20 protein-coding genes and 1 pseudogene are annotated in these 22,356 nt (G+C 39.4%); 3 read left to right on the top strand and 18 right to left on the bottom strand.

All coding sequences use genetic code 11. The features are described from left to right. Positions 1 to 57: 57 nt before the first annotated feature. From TW85_RS17005 to nadN, 8 genes are all read right to left on the bottom strand, one after another. On the bottom strand, positions 58 to 1,497 hold the full coding sequence (locus tag TW85_RS17005; protein WP_046018329.1) for a DUF1501 domain-containing protein: 1,440 nt from the start codon (positions 1,495 to 1,497) through the stop codon (positions 58 to 60). 10 nt (positions 1,498 to 1,507) lie between these two features. Beyond that, entirely contained in the window at positions 1,508 to 3,349 is a 1,842-nt protein-coding gene (locus TW85_RS17000) for a DUF1800 family protein (RefSeq protein WP_052702266.1), read from the bottom strand. 163 nt (positions 3,350 to 3,512) lie between these two features. After that, complete coding sequence (locus TW85_RS16995) at positions 3,513 to 3,953, bottom strand: glutathione binding-like protein (RefSeq protein ID WP_238326241.1); 441 nt, start codon at positions 3,951 to 3,953, stop codon at positions 3,513 to 3,515. 18 nt (positions 3,954 to 3,971) lie between these two features. Then, positions 3,972 to 4,178, bottom strand: coding sequence for a glutathione S-transferase N-terminal domain-containing protein (locus tag TW85_RS26505; protein WP_272947171.1), 207 nt, complete (start codon positions 4,176 to 4,178; stop codon positions 3,972 to 3,974). Between the two features lie 228 nt (positions 4,179 to 4,406). After that, a complete protein-coding gene (locus TW85_RS16990; protein WP_046018328.1) occupies positions 4,407 to 5,399 on the bottom strand; it encodes an LLM class flavin-dependent oxidoreductase in 993 nt (330 codons plus the stop codon). A gap of 369 nt (positions 5,400 to 5,768) precedes the next feature. After that, positions 5,769 to 6,614, bottom strand: a complete 846-nt coding sequence (locus tag TW85_RS16985; RefSeq protein WP_046018327.1) for a nucleotide-binding protein — start codon at positions 6,612 to 6,614, stop codon at positions 5,769 to 5,771. A gap of 126 nt (positions 6,615 to 6,740) precedes the next feature. Then, positions 6,741 to 7,649: a hypothetical protein gene (locus TW85_RS16980; protein ID WP_157196968.1), complete on the bottom strand. Its 909-nt coding sequence runs from the start codon at positions 7,647 to 7,649 to the stop codon at positions 6,741 to 6,743. Between the two features lie 633 nt (positions 7,650 to 8,282). Further along, on the bottom strand, positions 8,283 to 10,121 hold the full coding sequence (gene nadN, locus TW85_RS16975; protein ID WP_046018325.1) for an NAD nucleotidase: 1,839 nt from the start codon (positions 10,119 to 10,121) through the stop codon (positions 8,283 to 8,285). Positions 10,122 to 10,558: 437 nt separating this feature from the next. Here nadN and TW85_RS16970 point away from each other — a divergent pair, with 437 nt between their 5' ends. After that, on the top strand, positions 10,559 to 11,419 hold the full coding sequence (locus tag TW85_RS16970; protein WP_084616395.1) for a hypothetical protein: 861 nt from the start codon (positions 10,559 to 10,561) through the stop codon (positions 11,417 to 11,419). 135 nt (positions 11,420 to 11,554) lie between these two features. On the opposite strand, the pseudogene TW85_RS26500 reads toward TW85_RS16970, so the two are convergent. The 5 genes and pseudogenes from TW85_RS26500 to TW85_RS25615 all read right to left on the bottom strand — a co-directional run. Next, positions 11,555 to 11,650 (bottom strand): annotated as a pseudogene (locus TW85_RS26500) (DUF1289 domain-containing protein); the annotation flags it as partial. 36 nt (positions 11,651 to 11,686) lie between these two features. Then, positions 11,687 to 12,124: a hypothetical protein gene (locus tag TW85_RS16965; RefSeq protein WP_046018324.1), complete on the bottom strand. Its 438-nt coding sequence runs from the start codon at positions 12,122 to 12,124 to the stop codon at positions 11,687 to 11,689. A gap of 86 nt (positions 12,125 to 12,210) precedes the next feature. After that, entirely contained in the window at positions 12,211 to 12,885 is a 675-nt protein-coding gene (locus tag TW85_RS16960; RefSeq protein ID WP_046018323.1) for a glutathione S-transferase family protein, read from the bottom strand. A 215-nt stretch (positions 12,886 to 13,100) separates the two neighbouring features. Next, on the bottom strand, positions 13,101 to 15,095 hold the full coding sequence (locus TW85_RS16955; protein WP_046018322.1) for a methyl-accepting chemotaxis protein: 1,995 nt from the start codon (positions 15,093 to 15,095) through the stop codon (positions 13,101 to 13,103). A 331-nt stretch (positions 15,096 to 15,426) separates the two neighbouring features. Beyond that, positions 15,427 to 16,326: a LysR family transcriptional regulator gene (locus TW85_RS25615; RefSeq protein WP_052702265.1), complete on the bottom strand. Its 900-nt coding sequence runs from the start codon at positions 16,324 to 16,326 to the stop codon at positions 15,427 to 15,429. A gap of 161 nt (positions 16,327 to 16,487) precedes the next feature. Here TW85_RS25615 and TW85_RS16945 point away from each other — a divergent pair, with 161 nt between their 5' ends. Further along, a complete protein-coding gene (locus TW85_RS16945; protein WP_046018321.1) occupies positions 16,488 to 16,937 on the top strand; it encodes an SRPBCC family protein in 450 nt (149 codons plus the stop codon). A gap of 92 nt (positions 16,938 to 17,029) precedes the next feature. Here the strand turns inward: TW85_RS16945 and TW85_RS16940 are convergent, their stop codons facing one another. The 5 genes from TW85_RS16940 to TW85_RS16920 all read right to left on the bottom strand — a co-directional run bounded on the left by TW85_RS16940 (position 17,030) and on the right by TW85_RS16920 (position 21,082). After that, positions 17,030 to 17,881: a nuclear transport factor 2 family protein gene (locus TW85_RS16940; protein ID WP_046018320.1), complete on the bottom strand. Its 852-nt coding sequence runs from the start codon at positions 17,879 to 17,881 to the stop codon at positions 17,030 to 17,032. A 119-nt stretch (positions 17,882 to 18,000) separates the two neighbouring features. Continuing rightward, on the bottom strand, positions 18,001 to 18,897 hold the full coding sequence (locus TW85_RS16935) for a helix-turn-helix transcriptional regulator (RefSeq protein ID WP_046018319.1): 897 nt from the start codon (positions 18,895 to 18,897) through the stop codon (positions 18,001 to 18,003). A gap of 364 nt (positions 18,898 to 19,261) precedes the next feature. Further along, positions 19,262 to 20,119 (bottom strand): AraC family transcriptional regulator, encoded by an 858-nt coding sequence (locus TW85_RS16930; RefSeq protein WP_046018318.1) that lies wholly within the window; start codon positions 20,117 to 20,119, stop codon positions 19,262 to 19,264. Between the two features lie 97 nt (positions 20,120 to 20,216). Then, a complete protein-coding gene (locus TW85_RS16925) occupies positions 20,217 to 20,561 on the bottom strand; it encodes a DUF1330 domain-containing protein (RefSeq protein ID WP_046018317.1) in 345 nt (114 codons plus the stop codon). A gap of 11 nt (positions 20,562 to 20,572) precedes the next feature. Then, the gene (locus TW85_RS16920) at positions 20,573 to 21,082 is read right to left on the bottom strand and encodes an SRPBCC family protein (protein WP_046018316.1); all 510 of its coding nucleotides are present in this window, start codon (positions 21,080 to 21,082) and stop codon (positions 20,573 to 20,575) included. A gap of 256 nt (positions 21,083 to 21,338) precedes the next feature. Between TW85_RS16920 and TW85_RS16915 the strand changes: the two genes are divergently transcribed. Beyond that, positions 21,339 to 22,283: an aldose epimerase family protein gene (locus tag TW85_RS16915; protein ID WP_046018315.1), complete on the top strand. Its 945-nt coding sequence runs from the start codon at positions 21,339 to 21,341 to the stop codon at positions 22,281 to 22,283. The last annotated feature ends 73 nt before the right edge of the window (positions 22,284 to 22,356 follow it).

The following is a 22,356-nucleotide window of genomic DNA, read 5'->3' as shown; positions in this document are numbered from 1 at the left end:
AAAAACGCCTCATTCATCATGGTTTGAATGAGGCGTATTTGCTAGAAAAAACATTAATCACATAAATGTCAGTCGTTTCTTGAATCGATTAAGACTCGGCAAGGCTTCAGCGAGTGCTGCATCATCAAGTCCAAACCAACGGCCAATTGGCTCAGCCATTTGCTCGATCGATAAGGTCGGAATCAAGCGTCCATGGCCTGCATCCAATGCATGTCCATAACCCAGCTCTGGAATCTGACCATAAATTTTCTGACCTTTTACCGCACCACCCACAACAAAATGGTGTCCTCCCCAACCATGATCAGTGCCATCATCATTCACCGACAAGGTTCGGCCAAATTCAGATGCAGTAAATAAGGTGACATTGTTTGTTAGCTCTAACTCTTCTAACGCCTTATAAAAATTAGCCACACCTTGGTCTAAATCTGTCTGTAACTGAGGTAGGTCTTGGGCTTGGTCCGAATGGGTATCAAAGCCATCAATCCCCACAATAAAAACTTGTCGTTTTACGCCCAATCGATTTCGAGCTGCGATAGTTTGTGCCACAACTTTCAGTTGGTTAGTTAAATCCCCTTCATCAAACAGGTATTTGACCGAATCAAACTCAGCAACCGATTTATTGTATTTACGGTTACTGACGAGAGATTGCTGAAAAGCGTTTGCTACGTCTTGTTCAGCGAGCAAAGCAAGTTTATTGTCGCTGGCTAAGAAGTGCTCGTTTAAGAGGCGATTAAGGCGACGATCACCACGACTCTCTGCCAAGGCATCAATGTATTGCGGCCCTTCAGGATCAATTTGAAAAGCCGTACTGCGTTTTCCAGTGAGAAATAACGCATTATCTCCTGTGGTAATGGCACTAAATTCAGGACTAACATTAGCCCCTTGCCGAATAAAGTGATCGGAGAAAGCCCCACCCCAACCAAACCTTGCTTGGTTCATAGAACCTGATAACCATGCGGCCTGCTGATCATTATGGGAAAAGAGACGCTGTGGCAAGGTGACAGACTCTTGCTCAAATGTCGTGGCATTGGTACTTGCTAACAAGGGACCCACATTCGCCACTAAAGCGGCATTACCTTGGTTAAACATGTGCGCAAGGTTGGGCATTTCAGCGGGTAAAGCAAAAGATCTAGCTTGATGTTGAGTATCATTGAGAGGCTTTAAAGGTAAGAGTTTAGACCTATCACGGCTGCCCTGATAACGAGCCATTAAAGACGGCCTTAGGGACACATACTTATCATAAGATGCTTCATCATAAGGCAAAACTGTATCGTAATTATCTAGCCCACCGAGTAAATACACACAAACAATGGCCTTATAGTCATCCGCACCTGCAGCCATTAAATCAAAACTGGTTAAGGCTGCGGCGACAGAAGTTACAGATGCAACGACAGAAGTTGCAGAAGCCACAGCTGTGACCTTACCTGATCGCTTTAAAAACGCTCTTCTGTTTAAAAAATCTTTCTTATTTAAAGGCGCTTTTTTACTGGAAAACATGACTAATACCTCAACTTTGTACTAAGAACTCTGGTGCTGTCATCACCATTAGAATCGCGATTTCTACTCGCCTTTGCTTGTCCCTTTTAGGAACCAGATTAATGGCTTTCGCAATACGGCCCTTAGTTTGCGGGGATAACCTGCCATAAGTTAACAAGGTATCCAGATGAGCAATTAAAGCATCTGGATTATGAGCAAGCTGGCTTTCACGCTTATACGGGGAATAAAAGCTGTGCTTAACCTGCTTAATATCGAGGTCTAACTCATCTTCTTTTGCGAATTCAGCAAATTCCTCGACATATTCTCTACTGCGCATTTCGCGATTAATAAAGAAGCTCATAAAATTGATATAGCTAGGTATCGTGGTGGAGTTCACCAACTGTAATTCAGGCATAGCAAGGTTCGCCACCCCCGTCTTGGTGCCATAAGCCATATGATCCGGTTGATAAAAATTAAACACACTAGGAGAACGGTAAGGGTGCTGGCCTAAAGCGGTACTGCGACTTGTATCCCAGAGGTCAAAAATATACATGGGCGTCACCTCTTCTACCTCAAAGGCTCGCGCCCAAACGGTAAATCGTAAAATAGGCTCTCTCACCTTACCAAAAGAGGTATCAGCTTGATCATTTCTGGCTTCTTCATCAAACAAAATGGCGGCCAAGGTTGCTTTTAAATCCCCTCTTTTATATGTCCCTACGGTTTCTCCATTAGGCAGTTCGAAATAGCCAGAAGCAAAGCTATAAGCCACTCTTTCAATATATTGAGGAGACGGGTTACTGGTAACAAAACGCTGAATTAATTGACGGCTAATAAAAGGCGGTACATTGGGATGCATGAAGATTTTATCTAACGCCATACTAATGCTTTCTTTCGCCTTAGTATTCGCTGGTATCGTCAGACCTAAAAACGCTTTTTCTAACTCAGAATGGCTATCTTCAAATACCTGCATGGGCACTGTGTAGGCGGTTTCATCAAAGTCATCTTCCTCTTCTTCATTCTCGGCAAAAAAAGCGTCTTCAGAATTAAAATCATCACCAAAGTCATCCTCAAAATCCTCGTCATCAAATTCAAAGGCTTCGTTTTCTCTAAAATCATCATTGAAGCCATCATCTCTAAAGTCTTCATCCTCTTCTTTAAGATGCGCTTCACTTAAATTAAGTCCAGTAAATACCTTAGCAAGGCCGGTAACATCACGGTTAGTGTAGGTTTCCATGGCTTGCCCTTGGGCATCTAGTACAGGGCTTGCATCCATATTTAACCGCACTAGGCCAATAGAAAAGAGTTGTAGAATTTCTCTCGCATAGTTCTCATCTGGCACACGGCCTGTTCGCTTATCCCCTTTTTCATTTCCCATATAGGTCAGGTAAAAACCCATGGCAGGGGAATAAGTGACGGCTTCAAGCAAATCCCGATAATTGCCAAAAGCATGCTTTATCAATAAGTCTTGGTAGGTAGAAACCGCTGTTGGGTAATCAAAAAGCTCATTCTCACTGAAATCAGATATCACGAAGATTTGCGACAAAGCAAAGGCCATACGCTGGCGTAATTGATCATCAGCAGCAACAGCATTCTTCCAAAATGCCATACCTGAGGTATGTACTTCTAACTCTGAATAACCTTCGACTATGGGTGTTTGGTAACTTGCTGGCTTTAATGTTTGCTCAAGAAACCAGCCACTAAAGCCAAGTTGAAAAACATCTTTAATTTCCCCAACTTTTGGTCCAAAAGTAGCCTGAGTTAAAAAGCGGCTATTGCTTTGTTCGGCATTAAGTAGGCTTGTTTCTTGAGCCTTTGCATGGGGAAGCAGTGTGAATAAAACACCGCTTAATAAAGTAGGAATGAGTCGAGGCATAGCAGTAATCTTTTCGTTTTAAGACGTAAATATTCTGCTACACCAAGAAACGCTAAGTCTATGAAACCCAGACAGGGTTAATGAAATGTTAATGTTTACACTTGTTATATCGATGCAAAAGCCCTATTCAAAAGGCGCAAATACAGCTAAGCAAATTCAAACCTTATAGAGCAAACGAAAGCCCTTCTTCTTCCATCATATTTTGAATAGATGGCAAGGCTAACATAGCTTGCATGTGCTGTTTTAAATTAGGAAAGTCCTGTGCTCTAGAACCATAACGCCTGCTCCAATAGGCAATCATGAAGAGATGATAATCTACCCCAGAAACACTATCGCCTAATAACCAAGGCCCTTGTTTTGCAAGATCATTTTCTATGATCTGCCAACATCTTGCGAGTTCTTGAGTCGCTTTATCTACCACATAACTAAGGCTCTTTGCCCTATCTTCAGACAAGTTAAACTCAAGATAATGTTCAGGGTGTGCCCAACGATTTGCGGCTTCTTGCAAGGTACTCGCCATCCAAAACAAGTACTGATAATAAGTACCTCGTTTAGGCGAATTTAACCTTGGCGCCAAGCTAGATTCAGGATGTTGATCCAACACATAAGCCAAAATCGCAGCCTATTCATACACAAGGTGATCACCCTCACTTTTATGATGAATAAGACTAGGTACCTTGCCATTTGGGTTAATCGCCAAATACTCAGGGGACTTTTGCTCACCTTTTGAAAGATCAATTTCCTCCAGTTTATAGTCCACACCTAGCACTTCAAAAAGTGCATGGGAGGCCATATTAGCGCCACCTTTGTCCCAGTATAATGTATAGATATGACTCCCCTTTTCTTTCTATTTAACGTTAAGATTGTGTGTTCAGCGTTAGAATTGCTTGTGAAGCTAAACTAAAAGATTTAAGTCTCGCTTCTTGATCAACTATCTGCTCATTTATCACCATCTCATACAGCGAATAAGTGGCCATATTTGCACCACCTTCATCCACTCTATTCTAGATAAATGTATAGATATGATTCTCCTAAATAACCTTCTTTGACATTTAAGTTAACGAATAGCCTGAATGGCCTCTGCCGCTAAACTAAAGGATTTAAGCCGCGCTTCCTGATCAAAAATAGGTCCGTTTATCATAATCTCATCCGGCTGATATTGATCAATCAAACCTGCAAGTTGTGCCCTCACCTTATCTAAAGTACCCGAAGCGGTGCAACTTAATGCCGAATTCACTCTCGCTAATGTTAACCCATCCACATGCTGTTCGATATTTTCAACTGGTTGAGGTAATAAGCCAGGCTTACCCAAAATCAAGTTAGCAAAGCCCCGTTGGTGAGATGACATAAGATAATCGGCTTCGGCCTGAGAGTCTGCTGCAAATACATTAACTGCAAACATAAAGTAAGGTTTATCTAGCACGTTAGAGGGTTTGAATTTATGACGATACACTTTAGCTGCTTGCCCTAAAGCATCAGGGGCAAAATGCGAGGCAAACACATATGGTAAACCAAGTTCTGCTGCTAAATGCGCACCATAAAGGCTAGAGCCTAATATCCAAATCGGCACATTCGTCCCTTCACCGGGTATAGCACGTACATGCTTTTGCAAAGGGTCGTAGTCGCTTAAATAGGCTTGTAACTCAGCAAGGTCTTCTGGGAATCTATCTTGGTTTGCAAAGTCTCGTCTTAGGGCTTTAGTCGTTATTCCATCAGATCCAGGCGCTCGGCCAACACCTAAATCAATCCGATTTGGGTACAAACTGTCTAAGGTGCCATATTGCTCAGCAATCACAAGAGGTGAATGGTTAGGCAACATAACACCACCCGCCCCTACTCGTATTTTTTGCGTACCAGAGGCGATATGCCCTACCACAATCGACGTGGCCGCACTGGCAATGCCCGGCATACTGTGATGCTCAGCCACCCAAAAGCGCTCAAAGCCCAATTGCTCTGTGTGCTGTGCTAATTTTAATGAGTTTTGCAGCGACACCGCCGCGTTAGAACCTTCCACGATAGGAGAAAGATCCAATACTGAATAAGGAATCATAAGCGCCTTCTTTGATGTCAGCCATGACCTTAAATCAGGCTAAAAGAATAATGTTTGAATAGGAAAGATATGGTGCTGGCCGATTAGGATTAAAAGGGTGAAGGCGCTAAACAATTAAGAAAAGAATGAGGATGGGGGTGAGAACTAGAGGAATAAGACTATGTTATAATATAGATGTTCACACTAATAATAAAACCATAGCCCTCAAACACAATGCGTTCTTTTTTGGCTGAGCTTAAAAGTGAGCAAAAATTGCAAAATTAAACTTTTCTAATATAAGTAACTATCTTAGATCAATGAAGGCATTTATTTGATAAAGAAATAAAAAATCATTTCAACTCGTTATCTGCAACATTAGAAAACCCTTCCCTAAAAAGGTATATCATCATCGAAATCAACTGAACTCGAAAACAGTTTATTATTACTCGAACTAGGTTGTATTTTTTTTTCATTCTTTAATAAAGTGTCAATTCCATATTCTGTAATTTTGTAAGAAAAATAATCATTTTCATACTCCTCACTTGTAATAATGGTTTTTTCAAGCATCCCCATTCTTTCAAGTTTTATAGAAGATATCTGTAATAGTGAATCATTATAAGTTCTAAGACTATTAGATATCTGATAAAACTGCATACCTCCTGGCTCATTCGTATGACTACCTAAACAAGCTGCAAGGAAGTGAAAGTCTGCTGCTGTAAGCTTGTATTCAACGGGGTTAGCAATAATACGCTTAGTTTCAGAAAGGCTAGCGTGATTAATAATTCCAATTCGTTTTACTTCGGATTTTATAAGAGCACAAGCTCTATTCGTAGCTGAAACAAGGTCTTCATCTGATCTTTTTGAGTCATAGTCTGCAGGGGTTACTCCAAGTAAATCCGTTGGTAAATGAATAACTTCATCTCGTGGTTTCAAGATGAAAGATCGCTCTTTTCCTATTGCACCTACAAATAAACCCATTTCAAAAACCACATTATCCCTTACTACATGCTGTTTACTATTTCTAATAGTTGCAATATCGTCAGCTGCAAAAATAAAAAGAGCAAAATCAACTGTCGATGATTTTTCTACCAAATCATCGATGGTAGTTGAAGATAATTTGAATGTTCCATTTTTCCATATAGTGACCTCTAAGTCATGATCAAGGTTTACATTGATTGCTTCTGCAATAGCTACGTTCTCAACAGATGACGCTATAAAAAGTCTTGGCTTTCTCATTTATAATATGTCCTAAAAGTGAGTTTTTGTTCCAAAAGAATCCTTTAAAATCCTCATAGGTTTAGCTTAATTTTCTACTGATATTTATAATGCTAATAAACTATATTACGATCAAAGAAAATTAGGTTATTCACTCTGCTCCGTAACATCTTTGTATTCCCCATTTAATCTATGATATGTCTTTTCATGTACTTTAATTTCACAATCGTGAAAACCCTCAATAAATTTCAATTCTAAATCATCCACGCTGACTTCAAAATTAATCAACCCATCGTCTTTCATTTCTCGCAAATATATTTTCTTAAAATTTATATTAATAGATTTTTTGGGACGTTCTAAACTCTGTAATGTATGAACAAAAGAAATGTAGTGGGGTTCCATAAGACCTACTTTCTCAAGAATTAAAGCAACATTAAAGTGAAGGGAAAGTACGTTTCTAATATAACTAGAGTGAGCACTGTCTATTTCAATCAAATCAATAGCAACAACAATTAACATCTTTAATTGAGAAGAAATTGTATGATGATTACTTTTATAACTTTCATCATAATTTCTATACAATTCAACATAACTTAATTTCGGGTTTTCTTTTTTCGTCATGGTCAAAAAAGCATTAAGATTCTGAATAGTTCCGCCAGTCCATTCAATATTTTTTTTGCGCCCATTTGAAAATTCGATTTCTGTAATTTTTGCAGAGTGATTGTTTTCATAACGACATTTATTAACCCCAAACCCTATAGCTGAATTAGTCATTATTTTTTTAATCATAGAATCTGTAGGCTTCTCAATCTTATGCGAAAATTCTAATATACGATCAGAAATCTTATTCATTTCATCTATTATTTGATCTGACTTTTTATGTCTTTTTAATTCTTCGATCTGCTCTTCTTGAATTTTAATCTGAATAGATGTTTGATTTATCCGAAACCATAATGCATAAAATGCGAGTATAGCAAAGCCGCTCGAAGCTATAAGTTTAGGAATATAAATAACATTACCTATATTAGAATATGAATTCAGGTCGTCTAATGTCAATTTCAATTCTAATTGATAACAAATGAAAGTGAATGATAGTATTGTTAGTAATAAGGTAAAAATACAAATCAATTTAAATATAAGTTGCTTATGTAACACACCATCATTCTTCATTCAGTTAATGCCCTTCTACCTTGAGCTATATAAAACCTATTCTAAAATCCATTCGGCTTATATCAGACTCTTCAAAAACAAAGATTTTACTCTCTTCGACTTATAATTTCTAACTCTTCTAACCCATAAGTCATTGTTCTTAAAGTGAGTACTTCTCACTTTTATCCTCCCTTTTTCGAAACATCTAAAGCCCAACACCAGCAGAGCTGGCAGGTATACATTCCAACGGCTGACCATTGGAACGAGTGGTAGTAGAGGTCGATGGCTAATTTGAGGATGCTCTTTGAAGCGCTTTCCTTTTCAGGCAACTGAGCCTTAATGCCAGCAGAGCTGACAGGTATGCATTCCAATGGTGGACCATTGGAACGAGTAGAGAGAGAAGTTCTTTATCTTTTAGAAAGTTTAATCAGTACTGATCTGGTTAAAGTTTTTTGAATCGCACAAAAAAACGGGGAAGTATTTCTACTCCCCCGCTTCGTACTCAGATTCAATAAAATTCATATTTATTTAATCGAGTGATTATTGCTGTACACCCTTTTTATTAATATAAACTTGGGTTGAGTACTCATCTAGCGGCAGTTTTTCGATTGTGCCGACTTTGATTACGTAATCAACAAAGCTTTGAGCATAATCTAGGTAGGTGTCGACTACACGGCCTTCTTTAACGACTTTACCAAAGGTTTTGTAGCCGTCTTTTCCGCCTGCGATATAGTCATTGGTAGCGACTTTATAAGAAGCGTTTAGATCAAGAGCCGTCCAGCTTTCGCCTTTACGCATTACTTCTAATTCAGAGAAACGCTCGCCTTTAGGCTGAGACGCATCGACTTTCCAACGCATACCAGAGGCATAAGGGTAAGCACCTGATGAACCGCCTTCGCTGATTGCATAATCCAAGGCTTCTTCTAGAACGGTTTTCAGTTCATTACCTGTCATATCCAATTCAACAATGGTGTTTGAGAAAGGCAGTAGTGTGTAAGCATCACCAATGGTTAGCTCACCTTCAGCGATATCAACACGTACACCACCACCGTTTTGAATCGCAATATCAGAGGTTTTACTCATATCACGGAAGGCTTTGGCAACAATGTTTGAAATATCAGCACCATGGCTTGCTGTCATAGCGCGATCACACAGCTTAGAACGACCTTGACCAGGAATACGCTCTAAACATAGGTTTGATGCCGATTTACCAATTACTTGGCCTTTCATTGCATCAACTTGTGAAGAGAATGTCGCCAACGTTGCAGCTGCCGCGGCATCAGCTTCGACAATAGATACAGCATTATTCGCTTCGATATCTGCGTAAACGGCTTGACGTGCTTCACCTGTTAACTCAACACGCTTTCCATCAGAGTTTTTACGTTTAAAGCTATCAGCCAATAACAAGTGTGGCGTACCAGAACAGCTAGTCACAACGCCGTTCTCATCCCATGCAACGTTTAGCTCACCAACGACTGCAGAATATTGCCATGCTTGAGCAACACATACAGGGTTACCTGCTGCATCGGTTAATTGAGTTGGGTAAGGCCCAGCTGAATCAAGACCAACTGACTTAAAGTCACCTAATAGTGTATGTGAGTCACCGCCAATAATAACGTCTGCGCCTTTTAATTTAGCGGCTAGTTTTACGTCATTTTGATATTGGTAATGGGTCACAAGAACAATTTTATTGATGCCCATACCTTGCAGTTTATCTATGTACTTCTGAGCTGTTTTTGCTTCATCTAAGAAAATGGTTGTCTCATCTGGACTAGACGAGTTTTTGGTTTTCTTGGCAATATCAATACCAATGAAACCCACTTTTTCACCATTATATTCTTTGATTGTATAAGGCGTGAAATAGTCTTCTGCACTATTTAACGTTAATGGAGATACACCTACTTCTGGTTGAACATTGGCAGAGATGACATCTGTGCTACAGCCAGGATCAGACTTTAACCAATCTAGGAATTTAACCAAGCCAGCATCGCCCGCATCAAACTCGTGGTTACCTAAGGTAAAGATATCAAAACAAGCTTCGTTCATTAATGCAGCGTCTGCTTCACCCTTAAACAAGGTATAGAAAAGATCACCTGTGATAGCATCACCCGCGTGTACTTTTACAAAAGGCTCGCTGGTGTTTGTTAGCTCATTAATTTTGGTGACAACAGAAGGGAATCCACCCACTGCGACACGCGTTTTCTCGCCACCCAACTTCATATCTACACCTTTATCAGCACTTAGGTGAGAGTGATGGTCGTTTACATGAACAATTTTTAGTTCTAGAGGTTGTGTCGCCACAGAGGAAGTCGAGATTGATTGACAGCCAGTCAGAAAAATAGACGCTGTGGCCGCTGCTACTAAGGTTTTTCTAAACATAGAAATTTCCTTTATGATTATTGATGTTTAAAAATTCGTGTTAGTTCCGATTTATAAAAACAGTCATCGGTCCGATCGTCTTTCTACTTTTTATTATTAATCTGTAAATTGTCAGCCTCATAAAGAGTTTGAGGCGGCAGTTAAAGATTGGAAAACTTGAAGGAAATCCCAAAAAATCAATTATTTAGTAAGTAAGTGCTTTTACTCTCAGATAAATTGATCTTATCACTCAATAGAAAGAATTTTTTGTGTCCCACACCCTTCAAGCGATAAAACTATGCATTAACTTGTCTAAATGATCAACAATATTGATACCTTATTCATATTAATCTTAAGAAGCTGCAATTAAGTTACGCACCCTATAAGCTTGGAATTAATTTATCTTGATGATGAGTCCGCAATTCAGCCGAACAATAGAATAGGAGACAGAACAGAAAATGGAACGAAAAATGGATATTCTAACGCTCGATCAGGCACTCAATGATAAAGACAGAGCCGAGCTTTTGTTTGCAGGCAATTTGTTGGTATTTAAACAGCGCCCTGCCATGCTTGAGTTAATCAAGGTTTGTCAGCAACAACTCGAACACGCCCTATCCGGCTTAGATCCCATGTTTGCACAACAAGCATTAGGGCAAGCTGAATTCATCAGGATAACAGCCCAAGTACAGGCTAAATTCAAGCAAGATAAAGACGTGAGGCAACTCTTTTTCCAAGTGCTTGAGGAATGTGGCCTTGATACAGGATCCGCCTATTACGATCATTTCCCTTTAAGAGTGGTTCCTGCTAACCATGAAAAAAATGGTACCCACAGATCTTCCATTGCTCACCATAGAGATACTTGGGGCAGTAACTTAGATAGCCAACAAAATTGGTGGGCACCTTTATACCCTCTTACTCAAGAAAGAACTATTGCCTTCTTCCCTGAATATTGGACAACGCCTTTGGCAAATAATACGGATACTTGGTCCTTCGAAGACTATCTCGCTAAACGCAAGCAAACCTTAAAACAAGATGAAGTGGGCTACCCTATTGCGCCAATGGCAAAAGAAGCCGTGGATGAAAGTCAGATAATTAAACTGGTAATCGAACCTGGGGATGTTCTCAATTTTGCCAGCGCTCAATTACATGCCAGCGTACCGAATACAACAGATGCAGCGCGATATAGTGTGGAAATGAGAACCCTTAGTTTAGAGGATATAAACCATGGCAGAGCGGCCCCCAACGTCGATAATGCTGGGACAACCCCTATGTACAATTGGTTTAAACGAATTACAGATGATGAGAGGTTAAGGCTTTAAATTCTAAACTTTAAACTCTGGTTTTTCGGCTTATTTATTTGACTCTCTATTCGAGTGGTTCTGTATCTGTGACATTCTCTTTTTGAGCTCTTTTTGAAGAATATTCATGTGATAAGGCTTCATTGATTTCCACTTCTGGCATTCTGGCCGTGTCCTCCCACAGCCTAAACACCAGCCTTTAGGGCCAGAAAAATCACACACATCAATACAAGGGCTCTTTTGTATTTTCATTTTTTTTTGCCTCAACTTATTCGCAGGTTCCCTAGCTTAAAGTTTAAGTAGTACTTTTTCGACACTGGCTTCAAGCACTCGCAGACGGTTAAATTCTTCAAATAACTTCTGCTCTAAATTTTTAAAGTTTAGCGGCATTGTGCGCCTGCAAATATCATAGTTATTTTCTAAGGTTTTATAGCCTTTCCAACCCTTTATTCGATCACCTTCAAGTGCCATAAACTCACGAATGAATTCAGATTGATTGGGACAATCTTCCTCGACATGCATGCACACAGGGAATGACTTTTGTTTGATTTGTGGCGCTTCGATAAATGTCTCAAAGTGAATGCCACCTTGGTTATGATTAAACCAATTGTTTTTATAAAGTTGCAGGTAGCTCCCTCGATTGTAAATTTCCCATTCATCATCAAACCAGCTTGCCTGTTGCAGCATCTTCTCAAGATTACGGAATACACCTTTTACATCTTTCATAAAGTCTTTCCACCCTGTGTTCTTTGTAGGTTATCAAACCTGAAAATCAGTAATTACAGTGGTTTATCTAGTTATAAAGTCGCAGCTTATAAAGGTAACACCATTGAATCGCGACCATCTTCTCGCTTAGCACGGATAAAGGCAGGCCTTTCTTGAATGCGTTTTAACCAAGCAAGAGTAAGCGGATAATCGTCTGTGATAAAGCCACGTTTATGGGCAGATTCGAGTGGGTAGCTTAATAAAATATCGGCTAAGGTGAGGTCTTTCCCACCGAACCACTGGGCAGTCGCAAGATCAACTTCGGCTTGTTCAAGCAGCTTTACCATGCGTGCTTTGGTAAAACCTGCTGATGCTTTTGCTAGCACTGGTTTTATCACTAATCTTAAAATACCAGGCACACGTTTTTGAATGATATGGAAGATACTTTCCATCAACATAAGCGGCATGATGGAGCCTTGAGCCGCATGGAACCAAAACAGATGCCTTGCTCTATCTGGAGAGCCAACTTCTGGCCTTAAAAATTCATCAGGATACAAGTCGATTATGTAGTCCATGATAGCGGCTGTTTCGGATATGGCTCTATCGCCATGGGTAATCACAGGTGCTGTGCCCATAGGAGAAATCGCTTTATATTCTGCTGGCGCAAGGTGCGTCACGGGATCTCTATTATACTTTTCTAGGCCATATTCAACTTTCAACTCTTCTAGCAACCAGAGGATACGAAACGATTGAGAGTATTCTAAGTGGTGTAAAATAATCATTTTTACCTTTCCTTTGGTTTGTTTTATAACGCAACTTAACATCGCATATTTTAAACGTTTAGGACAAAACCTAATACCATTAATTACTTATAAAAAAGCCCACCTCTTATTTAAGATATGGGCTTTTAATTACTTTTAAGATATGGGCTTTTAATTACTTTCTTTATCTGGCGAATTCTTAGGTTTGTACCAAAAACATGCTTTCAGTAAAGACTCTAGGCGATTTCAAACTCGTCGCTCAAGGCTTTTAGCTTCTTACTTTGAGAGCTGATATGCGAGCTAGATTCAGAGATTTCACCCATGCCCATTGAGTTTTGCTTCGCGGCTTCATTAATGGTGACAAGTGCCTGATTAATCTCTTCGGAAGCGGCCGACTGCTGCATGGCAGCGGTTGCAATTTGGCTAGCATCTAGGCTAATCACTTCAGCTTCCTTGAAAGAAAGGTTAATCGACGCTTCTGTTTCTTGTGTTTCAGCCACAGACCTTTCAGCAATATCATTACTGCGATTAATCACATTAACCACCTGTTTCACATCTTCTTGAAGCAGGTTAATCATGTTTTCAATGTCAGAAGTCGATAGCTGTGTTTTTTGCGCTAACTGTCTTACTTCATCTGCAACAACTGAGAAACCGCGACCTTGATCGCCTGCTCGTGCCGCTTCAATCGCAGCATTTAAAGCCAGTAAGTTAGTCTGATCAGCAATACCACGTATTACTTCCAGAATCGCACCAATCTCTTGGGATTTACTGTCTACTGTTTGAATCGAGGCTTTTGCATTACCTAGTTCGCTAGATAAGCTAGCGATGGTATCAATTGTTTTTGTTACTTGATTCTTAGCTTGAGCAGAAGCATTTTTCGCTGACAAGCTAGACTCAGCAACATGCTGTGCGTTGGATGAAACATCTTGAATAGTGACAGACATTTCGTTCATGGCAGTCGATACACTTTCAATACTTGCCTGCTGCTCTAACAAAGACACATTCACCTGCTCTGAAGCCACACTACTCTGGCTCGCACCGGATGCTAAAGAGTGAGACATCTGATTAATGTTGCCTATCATCATGTTAAGCTGTTTATTCATTTTTTGCATTGAGCCATAAATACCCGAATGCTGTGTAGCCTGATCGAACTTTGATGTCAGGTTACCCTCAGAAATAAGGTGCGCTATCTTGCTTATCTTATCTGGCTCACCACCGATAGGACGTGTAATTGAGCGAGCCATATTCATGGCAATAAAGACGACAATCAAGGCTGTAATAGCGATAACAATCAACATGATGTTTCTTAGTTCAACCACAGGAATCAAAGCTTCAGCTTCATCAATTTCAGCTAACAACACCCACTTTAAATCATTAAGCTTTAAAGGAGCATAGGCTGATAAAACTGGATTGCCGTTGTAATCAATCACAATTTTGCTATCTGTTTCACCGGCAAGCGCGGCATTGACTGCATCTGAGTTAACACCATTTTTCGCCACTGTCCCTGCAAAACTGGCTGCAACCGTATGGTTAATTGGGTCTAAAAAAGAGTCAGAGCGCATCTTATGGTCCGAGCCAACTAGATAGCTTTCACCGGTCTCACCCATGCCGCCTCTTTGTTGCATCAACTCATTAATATGATCAATAGAAAGTTTTAACACTAAAACACTATCAAGTTTGCCATGTACCAAGATAGGCGCAGAAATAAAGGCTTCTGGCTTGTTGTTATTGGCAGGGTATGGCGAAAAGTCCTCAATATGAGTCACGTTATGCTTAGTTTCTGGCAAGGTTTTACTAAAAATACGACCAAGACCAGTACGGCTAAATGGCCCAGTAATTAGGTTAGTCTGATAGTCGCTCAGCTTTTCAACACTGTAAAAAACATCTCCATCAGGCTTAATTAAAAGCAAATCATCGTAACCATAGGCTTTAATAAAGTGATCAAAATACCCTTGGTTTGCTTCAGCCGCTTTGATTTCATCCGCTTTTGAATGAGTATCTTTAAAGATTAGGCTTTCAACCGCATGCTCAAGCATGACAATGTCAGCTTCTCTTTGTTCAAAGTATTCTTCTATTTGAGTTTCTTTAATCTCACGCACTGCCTCTAGTTTTTTAAAGGCTTCTTCTTCTAACGACACAGTTGCTAAGTGGAGTGACAGGTAACCAAAAAAAGCCAGAGGAAGCAGTCCAATTGCTAGAAACGCGAGCATAATTTTGTTTTTCAATTTCATCGTACACTTAACCCTATTTTAATATCGATAAAGCAGATGCAAGGAAAATGCATCGCTTAATTTTTTTAAAAATGACATCAGACCCATGTATAAAAAGCCTTCCTTAAAAAACAATACACTTGATATATGTCAGTTTTCATAAAAAAATCAGCAACCAGAATACTCATATAAAATGAATTATCAATGAATTTCACAAACAAAAGTTAACAAGCTGGCACAAAACTGACACTCTTGATTTACAAACTATATAAAAATCTAATTAGAACAATATCAAAATTACATAAGTACACACTATTTCTTAATTTAAAATAATGTGTATCAAATAATGAAACTAACCTATTTTTTCTAGCCTAGATCTAACATGCGCCTTAAACGCTGTTTGCTTCAGCGTGGATTGTTGATCTTTTTTAAAGATGAGATACAAGTTTTTTTGTGGTAGTTCTGGCTTTAATTCAGGAAAAATAGGCACAAGCTCACCGGCATCTAAATCCGCCTGTATGGAAAGATCGAGTAACAAACCTATCCCTAAATTGGCCTTTACGCTTTGATAGATACCTTCAATATCATCACTTCTGTGAAGTGGCAAAAGGTCTGGTTTGATATTTTGCTTCTGGAAAAAAAGCTTTAAAGCGTGTGACCCATGAAGAGGTGACATAAGAATTAAACGGTGATTAGCTAAGTTAGAAAGGCTTTCAGGTTTACCAAACTGTTCTAAGTAACTGGGTGTCACACAGGCAAGCAATTGGGTTTTAATTAATGGCGTCGCAATGACACTGCTACTATCAGTAAGCTTTCCTAGTCGAAAAGCAAAATCGATTTTATCCTGATGAAGATCGACCAGATCATCACTGAAACTTAGGTCTAAGGTTAACTTAGGATGCTGCTTAATAAAGTCCGCAATGATAGGAATTACTGGGCCTCTAGCCAATACCTTTGGCAAGCTAATGGCTAACTTTCCTTGAATTTCTTGGTTCTCTTGGTAGAGCAAGGACTCTGCCGTCAGAATGTCCAACATAATCTGTTTACAAGCGGGATAGAAGCGCTCTCCAGAAGAGGTAATTTCAAGCTTTTTATGGCTACGGTTAAAGAGTTTAACACCTAGATTCTGCTCAAAATTAGCGAGCTGTTTACTCACAGCAGCAGGCGTAATATTTAAATGCAAAGCGGCTTTTGCAATACTCCCCAGCTCAACAATGGCAATAAACACCTGATAATGCATAAGCTTTGACATTCTACTTCTCCCTAAGATTTAGCTAATTTTAACGCTATTAGCCCTCAAGCTGCATTCCAAAAAGTTAATCAAGCCTTAACTTTTAGTTCCTTTAAGTATTTCTATGCTTCTTTAAACTCACTCAGACCTAAACGTTCCACGTCAAATTTAGAGGAAATACCATGATTCCATTAACTAACGTGTCCTTATCCATAGAACAAGACATTGATACTGTATTTGCTTATGCAACAAATCTTGAGAATTATGCAAATTGGTTTGAAGGTGTGATTGATATTAAATCGGCTAATAATTTAGGCCAATTCGAATTAGGTAAAACCTATCAAGAAACACTGCTAATTAATGGCCAACAAGCCATGCTTACCATTCAAGTTCATGAATGCTCTCAACCTAACTTATTCGTCACTCAGGGGGATCTAGCCGGTTTTTTGCCACAAATGGCCATGTCATTCGAACGGTTAGCAGAACAAGAAACCCTCTTCCATCTTGCTTATGCCAGTCGAGAAACCACAATTGCAAAAGACGATGCTTTTTTGACGCCATTAAAAGCTGACTTAACAGTAAGAGCACAAAAAGCAGTACTTAATTTGAAGAGTATTTTGGAAAGTAACTAAGCAAAAAGCGGATAGGTTTTCGATTAGAAAAATACACCCTATCCGCTTTCTATTGTTGGTTTGATAGTGACATCAAACCCACTTAAACTCTCTTAGAATTTACCGTTCGCGTTTTGTCTTTTAGCTTCTGGTAAAATGGTTTCGATAACATCCCAATGCTCTACAATCTTGCCGTTTTCAACACGGAAAAGATCATAAAAGGAGGTATCTTTACCCGCAAAAGTCCCTTCACTTACTGACAATACAAAGTTACCTTGTCCCAATACTAGGTGATTTTTGTTATATACCATTTCAATGCCTTGAGATGCCATATAAGCCAATGCTTTGCTTAAGCCTGACAGGCCATCCGCAACCTGAGTATTATGCTGTAAGTAGTAATCTCCTTCGAAGAAGTTACCGACTTTATCAAACTCGCCCTTCATCAAGATAGTCTCAACAAAATCAGCCACTAGAGCTTTGTTGGCTTCAGTTTTATCTAGATCAACTGCTTTAGTTGCACCATCTAGCTGTGTGCGGCCACTTGGATTAGGTGAGGTTGCTGTTGGCTGCAAGTTATCCCAATGCTCAACCATTTTGCCATCTTCAAAACGGAAAATATCAAAACCAACCTCTGGCTCAAATAGATTGTAATCTGTGTGAGTAAAGACATAATCACCATCGCTATAAGCTCTTATCACATCTGCTTTCACATCCGTTTTAGGCAAGATAGATAAGAAGTGTTTAAAGCCTTCAATACCATCTGCAGCCATTAGGTTATGCTGCACATATTTATCAGAATCGATATAGGCTAAAGCAGCTTTGTCTTTTGTTTCAAAGCTAGTAATTAAAGCTACGGCTTTTTCTTGGTTGATAAGCTGCACTTCTGCATTATCTTTAGTATTACCGCCACAAGCGGTTAATAAAACACTGGCAGATATCGCTGCGATAGGAAGTAATTTGTTCATAATGACCTCTGAGTTAAGTTTCGGTCATAGTATGTTTAAGGAGGATTTAGAGGCAGGTTAAAGATGACTTAAAAAAGGTAAATATCGTACCTTTTTTATCAGATCAAAGTGAAAGTGTTTTAACTTGATAAGCAATTTCTAAATTTTGCAGGAGTGAACCCAGTGTGCTTCTTAAAGTACTTCACAAAGTTACTAAGTTCATCAAAGCCTAATTCAAATGCCAAGATTTGGATTTGACACTGGCTAATAGCAAGCTCTCTTTTAGCTTGTAGTATCACCTCTTCATCTATCAGGTGTTTAGTGGTTTTTTTTGCCACCAGCTTACATAATAAATTTAACGATTTATAACTCATGCTCATCATATTGGCATATTCTGCAGCGCTTTTGATGGTGCGACAATGGCGAGTCAATAACCCCATAAATTCACTAAACTGCTCCACTTGCCTTGCACTGAGTAAATTCGAAACCCCATGATCTCTGTGTTTATCAAGTTTTAATAGGATACTAGAGAATAACAGCTGTAACATGAGAGGATCACACTTATCCTCTTTATGCTCCTTTAATAACTCCCCCAATAGCGCTTCAAAGCTTTGCTTCACATCTGCATCTAGCTTTATCACAGGAGATGAGGCCTGAAAGTAATGCATTGGGGCAAACAAATGGGTACGAATATTCGTTCTCGCCTTTTCAATAAAGTCTTCTGTAATGAGCAAGAGCTTACCTTCAGGACGGCTATTTAAGTCAAAGGCATGTACCTGATGACGATTAATAAAAACACAGGTATGCGCATCTAGAGGGTAATGATTAAAGTCGATGAAATGTTGGCAATGACCTTTTTCAATATAAAGAAGACAGTGAAAATCGACCCTATGAGGTAAAAAAGGAGAATGATCTAAGCTCTCTTTTTGATAAAGAGAACTTAGCTCAACAATATCTAACCCTGTATCAACTTGATCGGCATTATTAAAATGCACATATGGAATAGCAGCGTGTTTGTTTGCTTGAGTTCGAGACATGCTATAAGCCTAGGTTCCCTAGTAAAATCATATTACAGAATATGCTATCTCAAGAGTTAGGGAACCTGCAATTAAGTCACCTCTTCTCAGTCTGCTCTTCTAAGGCATATGGGAAAAAGTATCACACAAGGTGTTACTTTTTTCTGAAATGCCGTTTAGGTATTCTTCAAAGACCCGAAGGGCGTGGTCTAAAAGCCCTATATCTATGTTGAGGACCTTATCAATAGAATCACTATTAAGTTACGCTCCTCGCCATAAATCTAGCGGCTTTTATCCACACGCTGAGGCGGGAGGACTTATTCGCAGGCTCCCTAGCCAAATCACAGAGTTGAATTGGCTAAATCAAGCTATCTATATTAGTAAATTAAGCTGACTTCCTCTTTACTGGGATATGTAAATACAGTTCGCTTTTAGGGTCTGCAATATTAAAGCCTTGACCATAGAGCTCAAAGTCTGGCTTTTCTACATAATCATAATCAGACTTAGGTAACCAGCTTCCCCAAATATACTTTAGAGTTTGCTCTAAGTTTGCCACCGAGCCCCTATGCACAAATTTCGCATACATTTGCTCAGGGAGTTCTCTGCTTATCATTCCTTCTGGAATATCATCAAAGTTTTCAACGGCGACTGTGCAAATATAACTAAAAGACACATCATCTTCTTGTTCTTGATACGACTCATAAATACCAAAACTATCCGTGCCTAATCGGTTTGGAATACTGTCTCTATAAGGTGCGAACGCAGACCATAATTTTGGCAAGCTTAAATCAGCACTGTCGTATTGTCGTGCGACACCCACCAGTTTTATTGCAGGGCGAGTGATAATTTCTGGCTCCATGCTGATTTCATTTTGTAAGAAACTCAGCATATGCGGGCTAAACTGATCCTTATAAAGCAAACGAAATGGATCATTTTGTTTGCGATATTGGGCTGGCGTAATATTAAACAAGCTTTTAAAAGCACGTGTAAAAGCCTCTTGTGAATCAAACTGACACTCAAGAGCAAGCTCTAAAATACCTGTATCATCCTGCAATAACTTGGTTGCAGCCACTGTTAACCTGCGCTTGCGCAAATATTCTTTCGGCGTATCTCCCACCAAGGCTTTAAAGATACGGCTAAAATGGTAAGTCGAATAAAAGGATGCAGCTGCAATTTCATGTACAGAAATCTTATCGAACAAATGCTGCTCTATATACTCAATACTTTTAAAAAAACGTTGCATCTTATTTCCTTGTAAAAAATGTTTGAAGCTAGGTTTCTCTGGCCTGATTTGTAACCTAGAGCGTCATTCAGACGCCTATTCATTTGCTATTCGCATATTATAAAGGCTCACTACCTATATAAAAGGCGACTTGTTTAAAGGCTAAATCCCTATCTGGTACCAAGGCCTGATAGGCAGGCGCATTAAATAAAGCCAAAATACTCTCTCTATCAGGAAACGAAATGACTGCTATTCCTCTCGATACGGGTTCACCCTGTACTTGAGCTGAGTTATTCATTTTGGCTGATCTTAATTGCGAAGCAATATCATAACTTGCAACAGTAACGGCACCATAAGTTTGGAACACAGTAGGCACTTTTGCTAAATAACGATTAAGCGCCTCAGTTTGCTCTGGATCAGGTACCGCTTCAATCAATAAAAAGACAGGTAAAGGTATTTCCATCACTGATACCCTTACGCGCTTTTCAGCTTACTAGCAGCTGAACTCTGAGTTAGGTGATTTTCTGCATAGTTTTTTAAATCTTTTAGTAAGCCTTTAAACGCCGCACCAGCACCTAATTTCAATAAAGGGTACAAAGGATAAGCAAAGGCTTTAATTTGAGGACGAGATACCCAAATTACTTGCGATTGATTCCTACCTAGGGATTTTACCGTCATGGACACTACATTTTTCTTAATAGGTATAATCGCAGGCACATTGATAGAAGTCACCTCGAATGTCAGACTCTTATTAGCATCATCAAAGGCAGTAATGACCTCTTTAGCTTTAGCACCATCAGCTTTATCACTCAGGTGACAAATACGCCCTTCCATTGGTGCTCCTTGCTTACTATTACCAGTACCAATCGCATATGAATGCGGGATAGGTCCCATCCATAAATGTGCTTGGTCAAAATCATAAGCAATAAAATTCCACACTAAATCAGCAGGTTGGTTAATCACGATCTTCTTAGTAATTTTCATAATAATCTTCTCTCTATAATGAGTTACGAGGCCCTTAGGCGATGAAGATAACTATAGGGATTAAGCCGCGCGTTTTTTTGATATTTCTTGCTGTGTTTTATTTTAAGCAAATAGATGAATTTACATAAGCTACTGTCACGTAACGAAAAAAAACGTTGTGTAACGAAAGCCTATTGACTTAACAAAGTAAAAATATGAAACTCAGTTCCAAATAATAAGCATATAACCATTTCATAACTTTAAATTAGGATAGGCAGTGAAAATCACGTCATTTGTACTAAAGAATGAGATTGGTGATTGGGTAGAAATACTCAATTTTGGCGCTCGCATCATGAAGTGGAGCACCCTAATTGATCAAGAAAGCCGTAATATCATTTTGGGCTATGAGCATTTAGATGACTACCTTGAAGACCCATTCTATATGGGTGCAATTGTGGGCCCTTATGCCAATAGAATCGGTAATGCAGAAACCTCGATTCTAGATACTAGGATTGACTTAGATCCAAACCAAGCGCCTCATCATTTACATGGAGGTCGTCAAAGTTTAAGTAATCAAATTTGGACAGGTGTTGAGAAAAGCGGCAACAGTATTACCTTAAAATGTAAACTGGAAGACGGCCTCGCTGGTTATCCAGGTAATCGTGTATTTTCTGTTAACTACCACTTATCAGATGACTCATGTTTGACGATCAAGATACAAGCTCAAACAGATAAAACCAGTATTATTGGCCCTACTAGCCACCCTTATTTTAATCTTGCAGGTTTTGGTAATCAGCATAAAGGCCACAAATTACAAGTCTTCTCTGAGCAATACACTAAACTAGATTCGATGGCGATTCCCACAGGAGAAATTGCCTCTGTATTAGAGACTGAGCTTGATTACAGACAAAAGCGACAGCTAGAAGCCCCTGAAGATAAAGACAGACTAGATCATAACTTTATTCACTCATCTAGTTTAAGCGAGCAGCAAGCCATTCTAACCAGCCCTGACGATACACTATCCTTAGCTGTTTCCAGTAATTATCCAGGCCTTCAGGTTTATACAGGTAACTATCTAAGCGATTCGTTTGAGCCCCAGTCGGGTATATGCCTAGAACCTCAGTTTTATCCTGACAGCCCAAACCGCACAGCATTTCCTTATCAACATACCAATCCTGATACGGTATTTGAAAAAGTCATCAAGTATCAATTACTCAAATAAGCACTCTGATTAATAGTAAAAAGCCAGTTGCACTTAGAGTGACAACTGGCCTTTCTAATAAAAACGTTTAGGT

Source organism: Marinomonas sp. S3726, assembly GCF_000967665.1.
Taxonomy (GTDB): domain Bacteria; phylum Pseudomonadota; class Gammaproteobacteria; order Pseudomonadales; family Marinomonadaceae; genus Marinomonas.
The sequence above is the reverse complement of the archived record's forward strand: the minus strand, read 5'-3'. Positions and strand labels throughout refer to the sequence as shown.